Here is a 19,655-nt window from a genome sequence, read left to right as displayed (position 1 = left end):
CGACAGGGGCGTGAAAAGGCGAAACGATGAGCGAGAAACCTTCTGATCCTGAAACCAATGCGTGCATCTGCACGGAAATCCCCAAGGCCTTGTACGACCGTGTCGAAGAGTACTGCCGGTCCAAAGGCATTTTGCCCAGTGAGTTTATTTTCGATGCCATCAGCGAGAAACTGTTTTCCATTCACCGGGAACGGCGCCGCAAACCACGGTTGTAGGCAATGATGGGCCGGTGCCAGGCCACCCGGCAGCTGCGGGCCGTATGGTGGCGCGTGGTCGTTATCGGTTTTCTGGTTCTGGCGCTGGCCGCCTGTACGCCTCTGCAGTCAAGCCGTTTCGAAAAGCACTGGGCCGATGGCGACGCCGTCTGGCTGGCCGGCCAGACGGTGGACTGCAACGGGTCATCAACCCATTGCGCCAGACAGCATCTGTTCAAGGGCGTGGCCTGCCTGCAACTGGCCCCGACCGCTCCCGCACCGGCCACCCAATATGCCTGTGCCGCCAGGCAGCTCCACCAAGGTCTCACCCTGCATCCCACATGGAAGTCTCCCGCCGATCAGGTTTACTATCAGCAGCAGCTCTGCGAAGCCCTGGAAAAGCTTCATCCCCTGCAGTCGGGCGAGGCTGCCGGCCGTACCCTTGAGCAGCTTGGCCAGGCCGCCAAAACGCTGTACCGGCTGGAACCGGAAAGCGTGGCGGCCATCTACTATTTGGCCAGCCTGCGTCTCCGGCAGGCGGAACCCGACCTGGGCGCCATCAGCACCGGCACCCGGCTGCCGGTCTGCAACCGGCTCAACCGCGCCCTTAACCGCGTGCTGGCGGTAATGACCGCCGACCCGGAAACACGACCGGGCTGGGACCAATTCGCCGAAAAATACGATCAGCTGGTTTTTCATCTGGGAGTGGCCCTGCGCACCGCCGGATGCCGATAAGGAACGGTTTATGTTCCAGGGTCTTCTTTTGCCGCAGGTGGCAACGGCTTGAACCGGCGAACCTGCCGGCCGAAATTCTGCAGTGTCGCCGGCCCGGCATGGGGGCGGTAACGAAGGGCGATGTAGGTTTGCGTGATGGCATCCACCTGCGCTTTCAGAGCCGGATGCCGCCGGACCACGAAATCGGAATACGACTGCGGCCCAAGGTGGGAAGGGCGAGGAAAACCGATCCGGTGCATCTTGCCCAGAAACCGGCCATAGATCTTCACGGCTGCATCGTCAGGCGATCTTGCGGGTGGAGGGCGGAGGCGGCCAACCAGCAGGAAGAGGCCGATGAACAGAACGGGCAGGGCCATAAATACAAACCAGTGCGTCCGGCCGGCCACATAAATACCCATCCGTTTTAACAGCGCCACCTGATCCTCGGCGGAAAACCCCATGAACCATATGTTCCAGCGCATGTTGAGGGTTTCCCAAGTCTGTTGTACGGTTTGATGCCACCGACGCAGCGCGGCCATCCCACGCCCCTCCCCCCCGGTCAGCTTGTCTCCGGCCATTTGGCCGTCAATGCGCTCCGGTGCCACGGCCTGGGTCGGATCAACACGGGTCCAGCCCTGCCCGTTCAGCCACACTTCGCACCAGACGTGGGCATGGGACTGGCGCACGCTGAGAAATCCGCCCAGGGCATTCCAGCGCCCGCCCTGGTAGCCGCCCACCATACGGGTGGGGATACCGGCGGCCCGCATGAGCACGGTAAACGCCGAGGCATAATGCTCGCAAAATCCCTTGCGGACGGAAAAAAGAAAATCGTCGACTGCTTCCGCGCCCAGTGGCCCCGGCTGCAGGGAATAGGCAAATCCCGATTCCCGGAAAAAATCCATGCCCGCGGCCACGACAGCCGCCGGCGATCCCAAGTTTTTTGCCCAGCGACGGCCCAATTGGGTGGAACGTGGGTTCTGCCCGCCGGGCAGTTGGCGGTAACGCTCGCCGGGTGGCCCGTCCGCCGACTGCCGGTAGTCCAGCACGGAGACGGCATGGTAGCGTAACCGCTGCCGTACGGACCGACGGGCCAGCAGGGTATGATCATCCATGATCGACCCCACCGGGTCGGCCACCAGCGGCAGATCCAGAACAAAGAGATGCCGCTGGCCGGTGGGTTCAAGGACCACGGTGTAGCCCGTTTGGGTTTCGCCGGCGATGCTTCGGTGTCGACGGTGCGGGCGAGGCTCGGGGTACCAGGTCCGACCGGCCAGGCGCTGGAAAACGATCCCCCGCCAGTAGCGCTGATCCGGTGGGGGCGGTGCGCCATCGAAAAACACCGAAAAGGCCGGTGCGTCCACCAGAGCCAGCCGCGAGACATCTCCGATGCGGATGGTGCCGGTGAATCCCGAGCGCCCCTGCCGGGTCCATGGCGATCCCCAATAACTGCCGGACAGCCGTGGAAAAAGGAAAAAGAGCAGTACCGTGAGCGGGATGGCCACAACCACCAGACGCCCGGCCAGACGCAGCTGTGCCCCCAGGCGCCCCTTGGGATGGTTGACCTGAATCAGCACAGCGGTGGTGATCCAGACCGACAGAAACAGGTAAACCGTCATGGAAAGGTTTTCGAAAACGAACAGGCTGGTAATCACCAGAAAATAGGCCAGGAAGACGGTCACCATGCTGTCCCGCCGGTTGCGGATTTCCAGCGGCTTCATCCCCGCCATGACCGCCAGCAGGGTAATGAAGTCCCTTCCATCGAAACGCAGGCCGGCCGAGACCAGAACGGCCACGCTCCCGGTCACAAAAATTCCCATTCGAATCCAGCGGGGCGGGGCGGACCATCCGTGGCGATCACCGGCCAGGCAATACCCCCAGCACGCCAAACACCATCCCACGGCCCACCACGGCAGTTCGAAGACCAACGGGGCGGCGGCGGCGGCCAGGGCAACAATCAATGCACGGATCGGCTGTCGCAACATGGGTTAGGAGCTCCCGTAGAGGGCCAGCATCCGCAGGCAGCGCTGGCGGTGGGCCCGGCCGCTGCCCACCGGAATCGTCCGCTCGCCCAGAATCATACCGAAGGGACGCCGGTGGTGATGCGCCCGCAGCACCTGGAAAGCGAGGATCGAGAGTTTCTTCTCCGTATCATCGCCACGGATACGGGCCAGATCCAGCATCAGGGCCTGGCCCACCGGGTCGGCAAAGGTTTTGGTGTGCAGCCCGCGGCCACGGGAGTAGGCCTGCCAGTGGATTCGCTGGGGCGGATCACCGGGCTGGTAGGTGCTGAGGCCCTGGAAATCGTCAACGCCGGCTGGCCCGAGCGTCGGCCCTTGGCCGCTTCCCGTTTGATCATGGGCCAGTGGCAGCGCACCGGCCAGAGGGCGGGGATAGACCAGACCCGCCACATTCGGATCGATGCGCGCCCAGGCCTGAAACAGCCCCAGGGGATAAACGACGGCAATCCGCAGCCGGCCCGGCCTGAAACGGCCCCGGTGCGTTGTCCGGGCGTAAACACGGACCCGCAGCATTTCACCGGCGGCAAGGTCCACCTCGGTCCGATTCTCGCGGTCGATGTACCATCGAATCCCAAAACGCGGACGGGCGATACCCGCCAGGCGAATGTCGACGGCCATCGGTTCACCGGCAAACACCGGCCGGGCCGCTGCCGATACCAGGTCGAGGCCGTAAAGCATGCCATAGGTGGTCAGCATGGCCGTCATGCCCAGACTACCCAGAAGGAAAGTCAGCAGAAAACCCAGGTTGTTGTTGTAGTTGATCGACCCGATCAGCATGGCCCCGAGCCCGATCAGGTAGAGCAAACCATAACCGGTGGGCAGAATGTAGATGTTGCGCAGGCCCAAGGTGACGGGAACGGTGGTGTTTCCGCCCACAAGCCAGTAAAACGTCCGCGCCACTACGGCCTTCACGGGACGGCCACCTCCTTGAAAAACGATGTCAATTGCTGGGCCGGAATCTCGCTTAAATCGTCACGGGAACGCAGGCGGTGCCCCACCACAGGATTGATCACCGCCTGCAGGTCCTCCGGCAGAACGTAATCCCGACCGCTGATAAAGGCCCAGGAGCGGGCGGCGTGCAGGAGCGCCAGCCCCGCCCGCGGTGACAATCCCATGTGAAAATAGCGGCTGCCGCGGCTGAATTCCAACAGATCCTGAAGGTAGCTCACCACCGCATCGGCCACATGCACGGCCGCCACTTGCTCCTGCAATTCAAGGACGTTCTCGGGACTCAGGCACTGCTCCAGGGTCTCAACCGCCTGGTGCGGCGGCCGGTCGCCCCCCAGCAGCAGCCGCTCCGCCTCACGGTCCGGATAACCCAGTTCGATGCGCATGAGAAAACGGTCCAGCTGGGACTCGGGCAGCGGAAAGGTGCCGGACAGCTCCAGTGGATTCTGGGTGGCGATCACGAAAAAGGGCGCCGCCAGCCGTCGGGTTTTCCCATCGCTGGTAACTTGGCGTTCCTCCATGGCTTCCAACAACGCACTCTGGGTTTTGGGCGTGGCCCGGTTGATCTCATCGGCCAGAAGCACCTGGGTGAATATCGGCCCGGGATGAAAAACAAAGGCAGCCGTATTCTGGTCGAAAATCGAACTGCCCAGAATATCGCCCGGCAGCATGTCGCTGGTAAACTGCACCCGCCGGAACTCCAGGCCCATGCTGCGCGAAAGGACCTTGGCCAGGGTGGTTTTACCGATGCCGGGAATATCCTCGATGAGCAGGTGGCCCTTTGCCAGAAGGCAGGTCAGCGCCATTCGGATCTGATCGTTTTTCCCCAGCACCACCTGCCCGATCTGATCGACAATGGCTTGAAATTGGGGTTGGATGGTCATTTTTGCATCTCCTTGAGCATTTGGATCTCAGCGGCCCAGCGGCTGTCGTCCGGCGTCTCCAGAATCAACGGAATCCGATCAAAACGGGCATCGGTCATGATCATACGGAAGGCCGCCAGTCCCAGGGTTCCCTCCCCCAGGCTGGCATGACGGTCGATCCGGCTGCCCATGGACTTCTTGTCATCGTTGAGATGCATCCCCCGCAGAAAGGCAAATCCCACCACTGCATCGAACCGCGCCAGGGTGGCTTCATAGCCCTCGGGAGTGACCAGGTCATAACCGGCGGAGAAGGTGTGGCAGGTATCCAGGCAGACGCCGACCCGTGTTTGGTCGTCCACCCCGTCGATGATGGCCGCCAGGTGTTCGAAGCGGTGGCCCAGGTTGGACCCCTGGCCGGCGGTGTTCTCGATCACGGCGGTTACGCCCCGGGTCTCCGCCAGGGCCAGATTAATGGATTCGGCGATGCGGGCCAGGCAGTCGGTCTGGCTGATTTTGTTCAGGTGGCTGCCCGGGTGAAAATTGAGGTACTTGAGTCCCAACTGCTGGCAGCGCTGCATTTCATCAATGAAGGCGGTGCGGGACTTCTCCAGTCCGGCCGGTTCCGGATGCCCCAGGTTGATCAGGTAGCTGTCATGGGGCAGGATCTGATCCGGCGTATAACCGGCATCCGCGCAGTTGGCCTTGAATTTGCGGATCGACGCCTCGGTGAGCGGTTTCGCCTTCCACTGGCGCTGGTTTTTGGTAAACAGGGCAAAGGCCGTGGCTCCGATGGCCCTGGCGTTCAGGGGCGCGTTTTCCACGCCGCCGGCGGCACTGACATGGGCGCCGATATATTTCATACAAAAATCCTCGGTCGATTCGGATGGGGCGTTAATCAGGATTGGTTTGTGGTTTTGATTGTCTCGGCAGGAACGATATTGCAGGTTTGGGTCCGGTTGTCAAAAACGATTACGGCCTGGCCGACGTCCAACTGGCGACGCACCATGGCTACGCTCTCGTCCAGCGAACCCCGGGTGTAACCCGAATCCGTACCGTCACGGGTAACAAACTCCTCGATCAGGCCGGTAAGGGCGTCCGGGCTGAGCTGCCGGTGAGGAATCACCAGCATCGCTTCCGGTTCATCCATCGCAGCGCCCTCCTCGCGGGCGAAACACCGGCGGGAAAGAAGCCGATGCCTGATAACCAACCTTATTCACGGCCTGCAGCAGCCGCGCCACCTTGTCCGCATCCTTGCGTCCTGGCGTCGCCTCCACGCCGGAGCTGACATCAATCGCCGCCGGCCGGGCAGCCGCAATGGCCGCGGCTACATTTTCCGGCGTCAGGCCACCGGCCAGTACCAGGGGATGGTGCTGGCCGAAATCCCTGGCCGCGCCCCAGTCCCAGGCCATGGCGTTCCCCCCGGGAAGGGGACCCTTGGCACACTCCACCAGAAAACCATGGGCAGCGAACCCATCGGCCGCATCCAATCCCGGCTGGCCGTCGATGAAAAGGCCCTTGATCACCCCCACCCCTTCAATGGTGAGCCGATCCACCAGGGCCGGGGTTTCCCGGCCGTGCAACTGGGCCATGGAAAGGCCGCACCCCTCGACCCGGGACATGATAAATCCAAAATCGGCGTCCACGAAGACGCCAACAGCGGCAACGCGGTCGGGCAGGGCCGCCACCACGGCCCGGGCCTGTTCCACGCTGACGTTGCGGGGGCTTTTGGGGAAAAAGACCAGACCGATGGCATCGGCACCCAGTGCGGCGCAACGGGCCGCCTCGTCCGGACGGGTCAGCCCGCAGATTTTCACCTGGGGAAAGCGGAATCGGGTCGGTGTCGGGGTCATGGGTTGTCTCCGGCCTGACCGGCGTTCACCAGCCCGCGGATAAATCCGGCCGGATCGGCCGCGCGTACGATGCTCTCGCCCACCAGGAAGTTGAATATCCCCGCCGACAGGTTGCGCCGCACATCGCCGGCGCTGGCGATTCCGGAAGCGGCCACGGGTACCTGGTGGGGTGCCAGCCGGGCAACCAGTTCCACGGCCACGGCCAGGTCGGTCTCAAAGGTACTCAGATTGCGGTTGTTGATACCCACCAAACGAACATCCATCCCCGCCACCACTTCGGCATCGGCCGGCGTATGGATCTCCACCAGGGCATCCATACCCAACTCGCGGCACAGGCGGTAGAGCTGATCCAGTTTGTCCGCATTCAGAATCCGGGAGATCAGCAAAATCGCATCGGCACCAGCCGCCGCCGCCTCGACCACCTGATAACGGCTGATGATAAACTCCTTGCGCAAGACCGGCAGGCCGCAGGCCGCCCGGGCTGCCGTGAGATCGTCGAGGCAGCCTTTGAAAAAGGTTGTATCGGTGAGTACGGAAATCGCCGCAGCCCCCCCGGCCTTGTACCGGGCTGCCGTGGGTGCGGCATCCAGATCCGGACAGATATCCCCTTTGGATGGAGAGGCGCGCTTGATTTCGGCGATGATGTTCGCCCCGCCCGGCCCCGGCCGGCTGAGCCGATCGGCGAACGGCCGGAAATCGGATCGCTGCCGGGCCTGTTCCATCAACTGCGCCTCGGAGACCCGTTTGCTCGCCCGGGAGATATCCTCCCGTTTCTGTTCAATAATCGTGTTCAGAAAATCGCTCGGCATCACCGTCCATCCTATCCATTATCCCGGGTATAGGCCACCAGGGCTTCCAGTTTCTGTCTGGCCGCACCGCTGTCGATGGACTCAGCGGCCGTAGCAATCCCGGCCGGAAGATCGACAGCCTTCTGGCAGGCCACCAGAGCGGCCGCCGAATTGAGCAGCACCACGTCCCGTTTGGGGCCCTTCTCCCCTTCGAGAATGCGGCGGGTGATCATCGCGTTCTCCGCAGGATCCCCGCCGGTCATCGACGACGAATCGGCCAACTGGCCGAAGTACTGCTCGGGATAGATATCAAAAGTCCGGATCATGTCGTTTTCAAGCTGCGAGACGCGGGTGGGCGCACATACGGAAATTTCGTCCAGGCCATCGTGGCCGTGGACCACGAAGGCACTTCTGGCACCGAGCAGCCGCAGGGCCTCGGCGAACATCTCGGTAAGCTGAGGGGCAAACACGCCCAAAAGCTGGCAATTGGCCCCGGCCGGATTGGTCAGCGGCCCGAGCATGTTGAAGATGCTGCGCAGCCCCACTTCGCTGCGTGCCTTGGCGGCGAACCGCATGGCGCTGTGGTAAAGCGGGGCAAACAGGAATCCGATACCGATGGCCTGGACCGCCTCTTCAACCACCTCCGGGTCGGTGTCCAGCTTCACCCCCAGTTGCTCCAATACATCGGCACTGCCACACTTGGATGAGACACTTCGGTTGCCGTGCTTGGCCACGGTGACCCCGCAACCGGCCACCACAAAAGCCGTGGTCGTAGAGATATTGAAGGTCTTGAGGCCGTCACCGCCGGTACCGCAGGTGTCCACCACCGGCGAGGTGGCCACCTGGATGCGGTGGGCCTTCTTGCGCATGGCCCGCGCCGCGCCGGCAAGCTCTTCGAAAGTCTCGCCCTTGGTGGCCAGAGCCCCCATCATAGCGCCAACTTGGGCATCGGTGGTCTTGCCGTCGAAAATTTCGGTCATCATCTCCGCCATCTGGGCTTCGCTCAAATCGGTGCGACTGATAATGGTCGCCAGATTTTCTTTGAACATGGTCGAGATCTCCTTTACTCAATTGTTGGAAGCGGGAATCATTTTCAGAAAGTTGCGCAGCAGCCGCTTGCCCAGCGGGGTCATGATCGATTCCGGGTGAAACTGGATCCCTTCGGTCAGATGCTCGCGGTGCCGCAACCCCATAATTTCACCATCGTCGGCCGTGGCACTCACCGTGAGGCAGTCGGGCAGACTCACTTTTTCAACGGCCAGGCTATGGTAGCGCATGGCCTGGAATGGCGTTTTGATGCCTCTGAAAATCCCCTGTCCGTCGCCGGTGACCATGGACGTCTTGCCATGCATCAGGCGCATGGCGGAAATCACCTTGCCGCCAAAGGCATGGGCGATGGACTGATGTCCCAGACAGACGCCCAGGATGGGAATCGTGCCGGAAAAACGCACGATCGCATCCAGGCTGACACCGGCCGATTCCGGGCGGCCCGGTCCCGGTGAGATGACAATGGCCTGGGGGGCCATGGCGGCAATCTCGTCCACGCCGATGGTGTCGTTGCGCTTGACCACCACCCCTTCGCCGATCTGTTTGAGGTACTGTACCAGGTTATAAGTGAAAGAATCATAGTTGTCGATCATCAGTATCATGGTGTGGTCACTCCCCCCTGGCGGGTCAGCTCCAGGGCCCGTTGAATGGCCATGGCCTTGTTGATGGTTTCGATGCGCTCGGTTTCCGGATCCGAATCCGCCACGATGCCCGCACCGGCCCGGACGGTCAGCGTCCCGTTTTCGATACAGGCGGTGCGGATGGTGATCGCCAGATCCATGTTGCCACTGAAAGAGACATATCCGACAGCCCCGCCATAAGGTCCCCGCGGACGCTGTTCCAGCTCGTCGATGATCTCCATGGCGCGCACCTTGGGTGCCCCGGACAGGGTTCCGGCCGGGAAGGAGGCGCGCAGCAGATCCCAGGCGTCGTATTCATCCTCGAGGTCGCAGTTGATATTGGAAACCAGATGCATCACATGGGAATAGCGTTCCACCACCATCAGATCGGTCACCTGCACCGTACCGGTACGGGCCACCCGGCCCAGGTCGTTTCGTCCCAGATCCACGAGCATCAGATGTTCGGCGCGCTCCTTCTCGTCGGCCAGCAACTCCGCCGCCAGGGCACGGTCGGCCTGTTCGCTGTCCCCCCGCGGGCGCGTGCCGGCAATGGGCCTAAGGGTGGCCACACGGTTTTCCATGCGCACCATGGTTTCCGGTGACGATCCCACCAGGGCCATCTCTTCGAAATGAAAGAAAAAGAGATAGGGGGACGGGTTGACGTAGCGCTGGGAACGGTAGACCGAAATCACATCTTCCGGCGCCTTGCACTGAAACGGCTGGGAGATCACGGCCTGGATGATATCCCCTTTTTGGATGTACGCCTTGGTCGTGGCCACCTGGGATTTGAAAGTTTCCGGCGCCAGCACCGGCTCTATGGTCAGCGGATTGTCCGGGTCAGGCACCCCGTTATCGGTGATCGGCGCCATCATCCGCTGCTGCATGGCGTCCAGGCGGGCCATGGCCGCATCAAATGCCGAGTCCGGTTCGGTGTCATCTTCGGTAAAAGCGATGGCCACACAGATCAGGCTGTTGCGGATGTTGTCAAAAATGAGCAGTTCGTCGCAAACGATGAAATGGGCCAGGGGCGTGTCCGCCGGCAACCGGTTGGGGATACGTTCGAAAAAAGAGACCATTTCATAGCTCAGATATCCCACCAGCCCGCCCCAGAAGCGCGGCAGATCGGGCATTTCGGCGGGCCGGAAACGCTGCATGAACGTCTTCAGCGCCTCCAAGGGGTCGCCATTGTGGAAAATTTTCTCTTCTCCGCCATTGCCACCGATGGTGACGCAGTCGGCAAATACCTTGACGTGGGCCCGCGCCGATGTGCCCAGAAAACTGTAGCGTCCCCATTTTTCACCGCCCTCCACACTCTCCAGTAAAAAAATCGGCTTTCGCGGCCCCTGGCCACGATCGTCATAACATTTCTTGAGCAGCGATACCGGTGTTTCCATGTCCGCCAGAATCTCCCGGCAAACCGGAATCACATTGCTGGCCTCGGCCAGACGAGCAAACTGCTCCCGATTGGGAAACGCGTTCAGCTTCATTGCAATACCCCTCTTATTCACAAAAAAAGGGCCGTGTGATTTCCACGACCCCGTGAGCACTGTCGCGGACATTGACCGGTCTGTCCGCGATTTTTCGTTTGTTTCAACGCATACGAATCAGATCCGGCAGACAGAAAAACGGCACCAGTTGCGCCACCGCCATGATTGGGGCGGACGCCGGTATTCCATGTGCGGTTTTGTACGGTACTGCATCTAATTCCTCATGCTGTTGGTTGTGGGCTATGTTTAGGGATTTTTTGAAAGTGTGTCAAGAATTATTTGTTCCTATCCATAGAAACATATTGCCCTAACAAGCTTAAAAATGTACATTTATGGCAAGATGCTTGCATTGTGAAAACAGCAAAAACCGTGAACGGATTTCCCACGGCGGGGCGCGCTCCGTTTTATGCGCCGAAACGGTTGCTCAAAAGAAAAACGGTTATATTTTCAATTGCAGAGGATGCCCGTAAGAATGGCTATATGTGCACAAATGGTAACTTCAAGTGCAAAAAAGGACCAACCGACTTCTCACCGGTTAGGGGAGGCGTCCATGGATCAACCCATAAAAATTCTGGTGGTTGAAGATGATCCCAATGTATCCATGGTGCTGACCGCCCGACTGGAAAGTCTGGGCTACGAGGTCTGCGGGACTGCCGTATCCGGACTGGCGGCGATCAGCGGCGTTTTCCGACACCACCCGGATCTGGTAACCATGGATATTCTGCTGCAGGGGGACATGACCGGAATTGACGCGGCCAATAAAATTGCCGAGCGATCGGATGTCCCGATTATTTTCATGACCTGCCTGGCCGATCAGCAAATATTTGAAAGCGCCGTTAAAACCAACCCCTACGGCTATATCATCAAGCCTTACGACACCAATGAACTGCGCTCCACCATCGAAATCGCCGTAATCAAGCACCGGGCGGCCAAGGAACGCGAAGCCCTGATCGCCCAACTGCAAAAGGCCCTGCAGGAGGTCAAAACCTTAAGCGGTCTGCTGCCGATTTGCGCCTCCTGCAAACGCATCCGCAACGATGACGCCGGCTGCTGGCAGCAGATCGAAGAGTACATCGCCACCCACTCCAATGCCGACTTCACCCATGGCATCTGTCCGGAATGCGCCCAGCGGCTCTATCCCGAGCTGTATAAAAAGAAAGGTTGACCGTTTGAAGGACACTACAGGCGGTGCACGGTGGGCTTCTCATCCGCATTGATGTGGATCCCTACCGTATCACCGGTTCTGAACCCCACCTGCCCGAATTCACGAACCACCTCGTCGTGCCGATCCACATGCCAGTAAACGGTCCACATGGGGTTGCGCACGGTATCGATGCCGTAAGCATCATGGCTGCACAGGTTGATACGGAACTTGTCCTTGGCGATCAGGGTGTCCGCCTCGGAGAGAAAGATATCGATCATATAAAGGTTGTTGTACAGCGCCTTGGAAAGTGCCGCCTGCTGCTCAGGGATGTCGTCCAGGTAATGATTGGCAATCTGAAACAACTCGACCGTATCCTGGATGGCCAGACCCAGTACGGCGTAGCGATGATGGCGCAGGGCAAAATCCTCCATCCCGGCTTCGTAGCTGTCGATGCAGGCAAGCATGGGGGAGATATCCACCCCGTCACCGTCGTGCCGGTCGGCCAGGACTTCTTCGCACAAGGAGATGAGATCAATGTAAAAGGCGCGATTGTCCATCACATACAACGGCCGTTCCCGGTAGTTGCGCCGTTTCCGGATCCGACGGACGCCGTCCAGGGCGATAGTATGGTGGTTTTCCTTCTCTTCAAGGATATCGATATTGGAAATATCCTTGGCCTGGACCACATGAATGCCGCCATCGGCGGAAATGATGTACTCGATCTCACACCGGAATCCCAGATGGGCCTGGATGTCCTTGGAAAGCTGGACCAGCCGCCGGTCATGGGGAGTGCGGGTGATGTACGGTTCGCTCTGAACCTTGTGAATGCGGTCCCGGCAATAGCCGAATTCCCAGTGGCCGCAAATCATTTTGGCCATCACGCTGGACCCGTCGATAAAGGGCATGACGATCACCCCCATCTGCTCAAGGTCCAGTTCGGGGGCATGGTCAAAGCGCTGCTGGCGGAGAATGCTCAGCCGCTTGCTGGTGCCGGCCAGCTTGATCATCTTGTTGCGTGCATACCGAATCCCCCCAACATCGGCATACGTCTCCAATGAGTCGAAGGTCCCGCCCTTGAAACGGCGCTCTTCGGGATGAGCACTGCGTGCTATTACCTTGAAACTTTCGCGGTGCTTCTCCAGGAAGGCTTCGAGAGCGTCGAACGTTTCGGTCTCGAAATGCTCCGGTGGCACGTAGATAAAATCGGGCACGGCAAATCCGCCCTGCCTGAGCTGTTCCAGCAGCTCAGCCTTTTCGGGAACGGAATGGGACATCGAAAATGACTCCTTGATACGATGGGATTTGAACATCGGGGGCCAGCGGTCGCGACGACGCCAAGGGCAAAAACAGACGTTCGGCAGCCCAATCCAGCCTAAAAATTCTGCATGGGTTTATTATTGACAAGTCATCCCAAACACTTTAATAAAAAAACCGACCGATCATTCGGTTGGTCTTTTTAAACAGGTAACATATGTCCAAAAGAAATGCAATCCTTGCGGCGGCCACGCGTCTTTTTTCCCAAAACGGGTTCCAGGGAACCGCTGTGTCCGAGCTCTCGACCCTGACCGGTGCCGCCACGGGAACCATCTTTCACCACTTCAGAAACAAAGAAGACCTGTTTCTGCAGGTATTGAAGGATGTCAAAGTAAACCTTCTGGAGCAGTTCGAACACCACCGTCAGCAGACCCTGCCAGAGGAGAGCGGAATAGCCATCGTGGCCGATGTGGTAACCTTTTACCTGCACCTGGCCGGCACCATGGAGGACCAATTTCTGATCCTGCACCGCCATTTCCCGTATCAGATGGCCGAAACCAGCCCGGTGTGCCGGGATCATCTGGCATCCATTTACACCTGCCTGCTGGACATTTTTGAAGAAGGCATCCAAAAAGGTGTCCGGGACGGCTCGGTAAATGTCGACGATCCGCGTAAAACCGCCATGGTCCTTTTTGCCATGGTGGATGGTATCGTTCGCCTGAACACCTACCGGGTGTACGATGCAGGTGCCCTTTATCAGTGCCTGATGGCCGCCTGCCACCGGTTGCTGGGCGGAAGATTGTTGAGTCGATGAATCGGCACCCCGAGTCCACCGATCACCGCCAGCGCTTAAGTGCCATGCTGCCCTTTTTCGACGGGCTGTCCGGTTATTCGGTCGCGGATTTAAAACGTGACCTGTCCGCCGGCCTGACCGTTGCGTTGGTTCTGGTTCCCCAATCCATGGCCTATGCTCAGTTGGCCGGCCTGCCCGCCTACTATGGCCTTTACGCTGCATTTTTGCCTCCGGCCATTGCCGCCCTGTTCGGTTCCAGCCACCAGCTGGCCACCGGGCCGGTCGCCGTGGTTTCCCTGATGGCCGCCGTGGCACTGCAACCACTGGCCACCACCGGCAGTTCGGCTTACATCGGCTACGCCGTTCTGCTGGCCCTGATGGTGGGGCTTTTCCAGTTCACACTGGGGCTGTTCCGCCTGGGTTTGGTGGTCAATTTTCTTTCCCATCCGGTGGTCAATGGATTCACCAATGCCGCCGCCATCATCATCGCCACCGGGCAATTGGCCAAATTGTTCGGCGTGACCGTTGACGCCAGTGAGCACCACTACCAGACGGTCATCCAGGTCATTCGGGCCGCCATGCATTATATCCATTGGCCCACGCTGATGATGGCGGTTTTCGCCTTCACGGTAATGGTCGTTTTGAAAAAAATACCCCTCAGGCTCCCCAATGTACTGGTAGCGGTAGCCGCCACGACGCTGATCAGTTGGGCCACCGGTTTTGAGCAGAAAGTCATCCTGCCGCTGGAGGCGGTGGTTGATCACGACATTCGCAGCCTGATCGTGCATTATAATGCCGAAGCCATGCAACTCCACCACATGGCCGATCAACGCACGGCCATCAACGCCACCATCAAGGAGGCCAAACTGGCCGGTCATCACCTCATCGTGATCAACGCCCAGCGGGATCTTTCGATTCTGGCCCACCAGATGGACCTGAAAACAACCGTGGCCGCCGACTACCGCCACCGGATTCGTCGTCTGCTTTTCGACGCCGGCCGCACCCCCGCCGGCGATACCCGTTTATACATCCGCGGTTCCCGTCTGCCGGACACGGTCGGAATCGGTGGCACCTGGCGTCTGAAGGTCGGAAATGGCCCTCTGGCCGCATCCGGCCTGACATTTTCCTGCGGTGGCGATGTGGTGGGGGGTATCCCCGGAGGTCTCCCGGCCGTGTCGATCCCCCGGATCGACAGCCACGCGGCAATCACCCTGGCCCCTTCTGCGGTGATCATTGCACTCTTGGGATTCATGGAAGCCATCTCCATCGCCAAGGCCATGGCGGCCAAAACCGGCCAGCGCATCGATCCCAACCAGGAACTCATCGGGCAAGGCCTGGCCAACATGGTCGGCGCCACCACCCAGAGCTACCCGGTGGCAGGCTCTTTCTCGCGTTCGGCGGTCAACCTCCAGGCCGGTGCCGGTTCCGGTTTTTCCAGCGTCTTCGCCAGCTTGACGGTCGTGGCGACCCTGTTTTTCTTCACCCCCCTGCTCTATCATCTGCCCCAGAGCGTATTGGCCGCCATCATCATGCTGGCCGTGGCCGGTCTGATCAACGTCCGGGGATTTATCCAGGCCTGGCGTGCCCAATGGTATGACGGTGCCATCTCCATTATCACCTTTGGCGGCACCCTGGCGTTCGCTCCGCACCTGGATCGCGGCATCATGGTGGGTGTGGGACTCTCCTTGATCGTTTTTCTCTACCGCAATATGCGCCCCAATGTGGTGGACCTCTCCCTGGGTCTGGACAAGGCCCTCCACGACGCCGTCACCCACGGTCTCAGGGAGTGCCGCTACATCGATGCGGTTCGTTTCGACGGACCGCTCTTCTACGCCAACGCCAGCTACCTGGAGGATCAGATCCGCCTCAGGCGCAAAAACAAAACGCAGCTCAAACATATTATCATCGCCGCCGAATCGATCACCGACATGGATGCCTCGGGCCAGGAAGCCCTTTCCCTGATCGTTGACCGGGTGAGAAGTGCGGGCATAGACATCTCGTTTAGCAGCGTTCATGAACCGGTCATGCAGGTACTCCGACGCACGCATCTGCTCTTCAAAATCGGTGAAGACCATATTTATCCGACAATGAAGCAGGCCATTCGGGCCATTCATGCGAAGACCCATAAGGGCGGCAGTGAACGGCACTGTCCGTTGACCTCGGTACGGATGCTGTCGTCCAACAGTGAAGCCAAAGGAGCTTAAGGATGTCTGTCATCACCCTATTCAGTGGAATTTTCTGCGATGCGGATGCTGTGGTCCGGAATGTAATGGACAGTACCGGGTACCCGCTGATCGACGATTCGCGGGTCATCGCCATCGCCGCTGACCTTTCCGGGATACCGGAAAATAAAATCCAGCGTGCCTTTTCTGCCAAGGCATCGGTCTTTAATCCGTTCACCCATGAAAAGGAATGCTCCATCGCCGGTCTGCGCCTGGCACTGGCAACGGAATTGTCCGGAGGACCGGCCGTGGTGAGCGGTTTTTCCGGTCTGCTGCTGCCCCAGACCATCAGCCACGTCCTGCGGGTCTGCCTGATCGCCGAAACACCGTTTCGCATCACCCAGGCCATGAGGGCCCAGCTTCAGGATGAAAAAGAGATCCTGAAACAGATTCACGTCCGCGACGCGGACAGTGCCGCCTGGATCGAGACCCTATGGGAAATCAAGGATCCGTGGGACTCTGAATTCTACGACATGGTCATTCCCATGAGCCAGGTGGATGCAGCCAAGGCCGGCGCCCTGATCGAGGAAAATCTTCTCAAAGATGCCCTGCGCCGAACCGAGGTCTCGATCCAGGCCGAAAAGGATTTTTTGCTGGCCGCCACCGTCGAAATGGCCCTCTGTCGATCCGGCCACGATGTATCCGTCAGTGCCGAAAAGGGCGCCGTTGTTCTAAGCATCAACAAACAGGTGCTGATGCTCGCCCGGCTGGAGGAAGAACTGCAATCGATTGCCGAAAAAATCCCTGGCGTTGCATCGGTCACCACCCGGGTGGGCAAGGATTTTCACCAGGCGCACATTTATCGCAAACACAGCTTCGAAATCCCCTCAAAGGTGCTTCTGGTGGACGATGAACGTGAATTCGTGCAAACCCTGTCCGAACGGCTGGAATTGCGCGACATGGGCTCAGCCGTGGCCTACGACGGTGAATCCGCCCTTTCCATCGTCAACGAGGAAGAGCCGGAGGTAATGATTATCGACTTGAAAATGCCCGGTATCGACGGCATGGAGGTGCTCAGGCAGGTCAAACGCACCCGGCCTGAAATCGAAGTGATCGTCCTCACCGGCCATGGCTCGGAAAACGATCGCCAACAGTGCATGGCACTGGGCGCCTTCGCCTATATACAAAAACCGGTGGACATTGAAGAACTCAGCGATACATTGAAAAGGGCCCATGCAAAAATCCGCCAAACCATTTCCTGATGCGGGAGAATCCGCCACACCCGTTCCCCTCCGGAGGCACCGATCATGCTGAACCTGTCTCGCTTCAAACCTGGATTCTGGGACTACCAGGACATTACCGCCGGACCGGGAAGGGGTCATTTCAGTTTTCGGCGCAGATGGCTGATGATTGTCGGATTCACCACCGTGGTGACCCTCACCCCCCTTCTGGTCATGGCGCTGGTCGATTACCGGCTCACCCGACAGGCCTTTGAATCCGAAGCCAGGATGGGAATTTCACGAATGGTTTCCAATACCTGGCGCAGTATCTCCTTTATCATCGCCCAGCGTCGGGCGGCACTGCAATTCGTTGCCCGGGACAATCCCCCGGACCGCCTGAACGATCCGCGCCGACTGGCGGAAATCTTAGGCCACCTGCAAAGCGGAATGGGCGGTTTTCTGGATCTGGCCGTGGTGGATGCCGACTGCGCCGTAAAAACGTATGCCGGTCCGTACAAACCTGAAAAGGATGCCATCGATCCGGACGACTGTTTCAGCCAGGCGGTAGCCGACGGCTTTTTCATCAGTGACGTAACGCACAGACAGGGGGATAACCATCACATCGTGGTGGCCATCCGGCATGATCTGGCCGATGGGACCTTCTTTATCCTGCGGGCCACCCTGGATGCCAACCTGATGGATGCGCCCGTGGGTCAACTGGTCCAGGATGACTGTGACGACGCCTTTTTGGTCAACCGACGGGGCATTCTGCAGACCCCCAGCCGGCATTTCGGCAAACGTTTTGAAAAGGTACCCCTCAACCTTCCTCCTGCCGACGGCGGGACCCAGGTGACGCGAACGGTGGATGCGGCGGGCACGGCCATTCTGGTTGGTTTCGCCCCGATCCAGGGCAGTCCTTTTGCGTTGATCATGGTACGGCCGGAATCGGGCATCATGGACCTCTGGCTCAGACCGCGGCTGCGTCTGATCGGCTTTCTGATCTTCAGCATCGTACTGATCCTGGGTTCGATCCTGGGAGGCGCCACATTGATGGTCGACCGCCTCCACACGGCAGACCGGCGCCGGGTGCAGGCCTTGCATCAGGTGGAATATGCCAACAAGCTGGCTTCCATCGGACGGCTGGCCTCGGGGGTGGCCCATGAAATCAACAATCCCCTGGCCATCATCAACCAGAAAACCGGGCTGATCAAGGATCTGTTCACCCTCAACCCGGCCTGGGGCGCCAACGAAAAACTGATGGGGCTGGTAGACCATGTGATGGCGTCGGTTGATCGCTGCGCTGCCATTACCCGCCGTCTGCTGGATTTTTCCCGCCACATGGAATCGTCCATCGAAACCGTGGATATCGAAACGATCATTCGCCAGATTCTCGCCTTCATGGAGAAAGATGCCGAGCGGCGCTGCATTGCCATCGATGTTGCGGTCAGGGGCAGCGTACCGCCGTTTGAGGGCGATCGGGGCAATCTGCAACAGATTTTTCTGAACCTGATCAACAACGCTTTTGCCGCCATGGAAAGCGGTGGCCGGCTGGAAATCGCCATCGGATGCCCGGAGCCGTCACAGATCCGGGTTACCGTGACCGACACCGGGCCCGGCATCGCCGAGGCCGATCAGAAGCGGATTTTCGAGCCTTTCTTCTCCACCCGCCAGGGCCACGGCGGAACCGGCCTGGGACTCTCGGTCACCTATGGCATGGTTTCGGAGATGGGGGGAAACATCACGGTGCAAAGCCGCCTGAACGAGGGCACCCGTTTTACGGTCACCCTGCCACTGGAACGGCCCCGGCCCCCATCGGCGGCCGCCTGTGCCATTGAACCATCCGCTCGCCCGGCGGCCGACCCATTCACGGAGGAGAATCGGACATGACAGATGAACGCCAGGCCCTGGCCATGGAAGGCGTGCGCTTTTTCGGCGAGATATCCGCATCCATTTCCCACGAGATCAAAAATGTGCTGGCCATTGTCAATGAGAATGCCGGACTGCTTCAAGATCTGGTCCGCATGAACGCAAAAGGGATCCCGCTAACCCCGGAGCGGCTAAACCGAGCCGCCGAGTCGATCTCCCGCCAGGTGGCCCGGGGCGACCGCATCGTCAAGGACATGAACCGTTTTGCGCACAGCGCGGATCTGCCCCGGGAGGAACTCGATCTGCGTGACGTGGTGGCGTTCATCCCCCAACTGACCGCCCGGCTGATCGTCTTGCAGGGCCATCTCCCCCGGATCGAAGTCCCGACCGTGCCCGTTCCCGTTTCGACCAATCGATTTTTTCTGGAACATCTGGTTTGGGCCTGTCTGCACCAGGCCCTGAAGGCCTGCACGGCGGATCAGACCGTCTGCATCGTTGCCGAGCCGGTCGATCGCGGTGCCCGCATCCGCTTTGGCGGAATCGATCCCAAGGCCCTTCCCGGTAGCGAAGACTTTCCCTCCCCGCAGGCCCGCCTGGTGGCCGGCCTGCTGGGGGCCCGGATCACCGTCCAGCAAGACGAAAATGAAATCCATCTTCTTTTACCGTAACCCATATTCATTTACCCCC

The 19,655-nt window shown here is 59.8% G+C and carries 19 protein-coding genes; 8 read left to right on the top strand and 11 right to left on the bottom strand.

Annotated features, from left to right (window positions below; all coding sequences use genetic code 11):
- The first annotated feature begins 26 nt into the window (after nucleotides 1-26).
- Together GN112_RS26650 and GN112_RS26645 are read left to right on the top strand one after the other, a co-directional pair.
- Nucleotides 27-215, top strand: a complete 189-nt coding sequence (locus GN112_RS26650; protein WP_155312940.1) for a hypothetical protein — start codon at nucleotides 27-29, stop codon at nucleotides 213-215.
- 3 nt (nucleotides 216-218) lie between these two features.
- Nucleotides 219-929 carry a hypothetical protein gene (locus GN112_RS26645; protein WP_155312939.1) on the top strand — a complete coding sequence of 237 codons (711 nt, stop codon included), beginning with the start codon at nucleotides 219-221 and terminating at the stop codon, nucleotides 927-929.
- Nucleotides 930-937: 8 nt separating this feature from the next.
- Here the strand turns inward: GN112_RS26645 and GN112_RS26640 are convergent, their stop codons facing one another.
- Genes GN112_RS26640 through trpE form a run of 10 tightly spaced genes read right to left on the bottom strand, consistent with a single transcriptional unit; the run spans nucleotide 938 to nucleotide 10,529 of the window.
- A complete protein-coding gene (locus GN112_RS26640; protein WP_155312938.1) occupies nucleotides 938-2,890 on the bottom strand; it encodes a transglutaminase TgpA family protein in 1,953 nt (650 codons plus the stop codon).
- A 3-nt stretch (nucleotides 2,891-2,893) separates the two neighbouring features.
- Nucleotides 2,894-3,838 (bottom strand): DUF58 domain-containing protein, encoded by a 945-nt coding sequence (locus GN112_RS26635; protein ID WP_155312937.1) that lies wholly within the window; start codon nucleotides 3,836-3,838, stop codon nucleotides 2,894-2,896.
- Nucleotides 3,835-4,758, bottom strand: a complete 924-nt coding sequence (locus GN112_RS26630; RefSeq protein WP_155312936.1) for an AAA family ATPase — start codon at nucleotides 4,756-4,758, stop codon at nucleotides 3,835-3,837. Before GN112_RS26630 ends, GN112_RS26635 begins: the two co-directional genes overlap by 4 nt.
- Nucleotides 4,755-5,597, bottom strand: coding sequence for a deoxyribonuclease IV (gene nfo / locus GN112_RS26625; protein WP_155312935.1), 843 nt, complete (start codon nucleotides 5,595-5,597; stop codon nucleotides 4,755-4,757). Before nfo ends, GN112_RS26630 begins: the two co-directional genes overlap by 4 nt.
- 35 nt (nucleotides 5,598-5,632) lie before the next feature.
- The gene (locus GN112_RS26620) at nucleotides 5,633-5,884 is read right to left on the bottom strand and encodes a YheU family protein (protein WP_231717146.1); all 252 of its coding nucleotides are present in this window, start codon (nucleotides 5,882-5,884) and stop codon (nucleotides 5,633-5,635) included.
- Complete coding sequence (locus GN112_RS26615) at nucleotides 5,877-6,587, bottom strand: phosphoribosylanthranilate isomerase (protein WP_155312934.1); 711 nt, start codon at nucleotides 6,585-6,587, stop codon at nucleotides 5,877-5,879. Before GN112_RS26615 ends, GN112_RS26620 begins: the two co-directional genes overlap by 8 nt.
- Nucleotides 6,584-7,396, bottom strand: coding sequence for an indole-3-glycerol phosphate synthase TrpC (gene trpC / locus GN112_RS26610; protein WP_155312933.1), 813 nt, complete (start codon nucleotides 7,394-7,396; stop codon nucleotides 6,584-6,586). The genes GN112_RS26615 and trpC overlap by 4 nt, the downstream gene beginning before the upstream one ends.
- An 11-nt stretch (nucleotides 7,397-7,407) precedes the next feature.
- Complete coding sequence (trpD, locus tag GN112_RS26605; RefSeq protein WP_155312932.1) at nucleotides 7,408-8,424, bottom strand: anthranilate phosphoribosyltransferase; 1,017 nt, start codon at nucleotides 8,422-8,424, stop codon at nucleotides 7,408-7,410.
- 18 nt (nucleotides 8,425-8,442) lie between these two features.
- Nucleotides 8,443-9,024 (bottom strand): anthranilate synthase component II, encoded by a 582-nt coding sequence (locus GN112_RS26600; RefSeq protein ID WP_155312931.1) that lies wholly within the window; start codon nucleotides 9,022-9,024, stop codon nucleotides 8,443-8,445.
- The gene (trpE, locus tag GN112_RS26595) at nucleotides 9,021-10,529 is read right to left on the bottom strand and encodes an anthranilate synthase component I (protein ID WP_155312930.1); all 1,509 of its coding nucleotides are present in this window, start codon (nucleotides 10,527-10,529) and stop codon (nucleotides 9,021-9,023) included. Before trpE ends, GN112_RS26600 begins: the two co-directional genes overlap by 4 nt.
- Nucleotides 10,530-11,079: 550 nt before the next feature.
- Between trpE and GN112_RS26590 the strand changes: the two genes are divergently transcribed.
- Nucleotides 11,080-11,694 carry a response regulator gene (locus GN112_RS26590; RefSeq protein ID WP_162459133.1) on the top strand — a complete coding sequence of 205 codons (615 nt, stop codon included), beginning with the start codon at nucleotides 11,080-11,082 and terminating at the stop codon, nucleotides 11,692-11,694.
- Nucleotides 11,695-11,708: 14 nt separating this feature from the next.
- On the opposite strand, the gene GN112_RS26585 is transcribed toward GN112_RS26590, so the two are convergent.
- On the bottom strand, nucleotides 11,709-12,947 hold the full coding sequence (locus tag GN112_RS26585) for a hypothetical protein (protein WP_155312928.1): 1,239 nt from the start codon (nucleotides 12,945-12,947) through the stop codon (nucleotides 11,709-11,711).
- A 197-nt stretch (nucleotides 12,948-13,144) separates the two neighbouring features.
- Between GN112_RS26585 and GN112_RS26580 the strand changes: the two genes are divergently transcribed.
- The 5 genes from GN112_RS26580 to GN112_RS26560 are packed head-to-tail and all read left to right on the top strand — an operon-like array spanning nucleotide 13,145 to nucleotide 19,636.
- Complete coding sequence (locus tag GN112_RS26580) at nucleotides 13,145-13,741, top strand: TetR/AcrR family transcriptional regulator (protein WP_155312927.1); 597 nt, start codon at nucleotides 13,145-13,147, stop codon at nucleotides 13,739-13,741.
- The gene (locus GN112_RS26575) at nucleotides 13,738-15,924 is read left to right on the top strand and encodes a SulP family inorganic anion transporter (protein ID WP_197743414.1); all 2,187 of its coding nucleotides are present in this window, start codon (nucleotides 13,738-13,740) and stop codon (nucleotides 15,922-15,924) included. Before GN112_RS26580 ends, GN112_RS26575 begins: the two co-directional genes overlap by 4 nt.
- 2 nt (nucleotides 15,925-15,926) lie before the next feature.
- Complete coding sequence (locus GN112_RS26570) at nucleotides 15,927-17,144, top strand: response regulator (RefSeq protein WP_155312926.1); 1,218 nt, start codon at nucleotides 15,927-15,929, stop codon at nucleotides 17,142-17,144.
- Between the two features lie 45 nt (nucleotides 17,145-17,189).
- The gene (locus GN112_RS26565) at nucleotides 17,190-18,989 is read left to right on the top strand and encodes an ATP-binding protein (protein ID WP_155312925.1); all 1,800 of its coding nucleotides are present in this window, start codon (nucleotides 17,190-17,192) and stop codon (nucleotides 18,987-18,989) included.
- A complete protein-coding gene (locus tag GN112_RS26560; RefSeq protein ID WP_155312924.1) occupies nucleotides 18,986-19,636 on the top strand; it encodes a sensor histidine kinase in 651 nt (216 codons plus the stop codon). The genes GN112_RS26565 and GN112_RS26560 overlap by 4 nt, the downstream gene beginning before the upstream one ends.
- The last annotated feature ends 19 nt before the right edge of the window (nucleotides 19,637-19,655 follow it).

Origin of the sequence: Desulfosarcina ovata subsp. ovata (genome assembly GCF_009689005.1) — a bacterium.
Taxonomy (GTDB): Bacteria; Desulfobacterota; Desulfobacteria; order Desulfobacterales; family Desulfosarcinaceae; genus Desulfosarcina; species Desulfosarcina ovata.
This window is presented reverse-complemented; position numbering and strand designations above follow the sequence as displayed.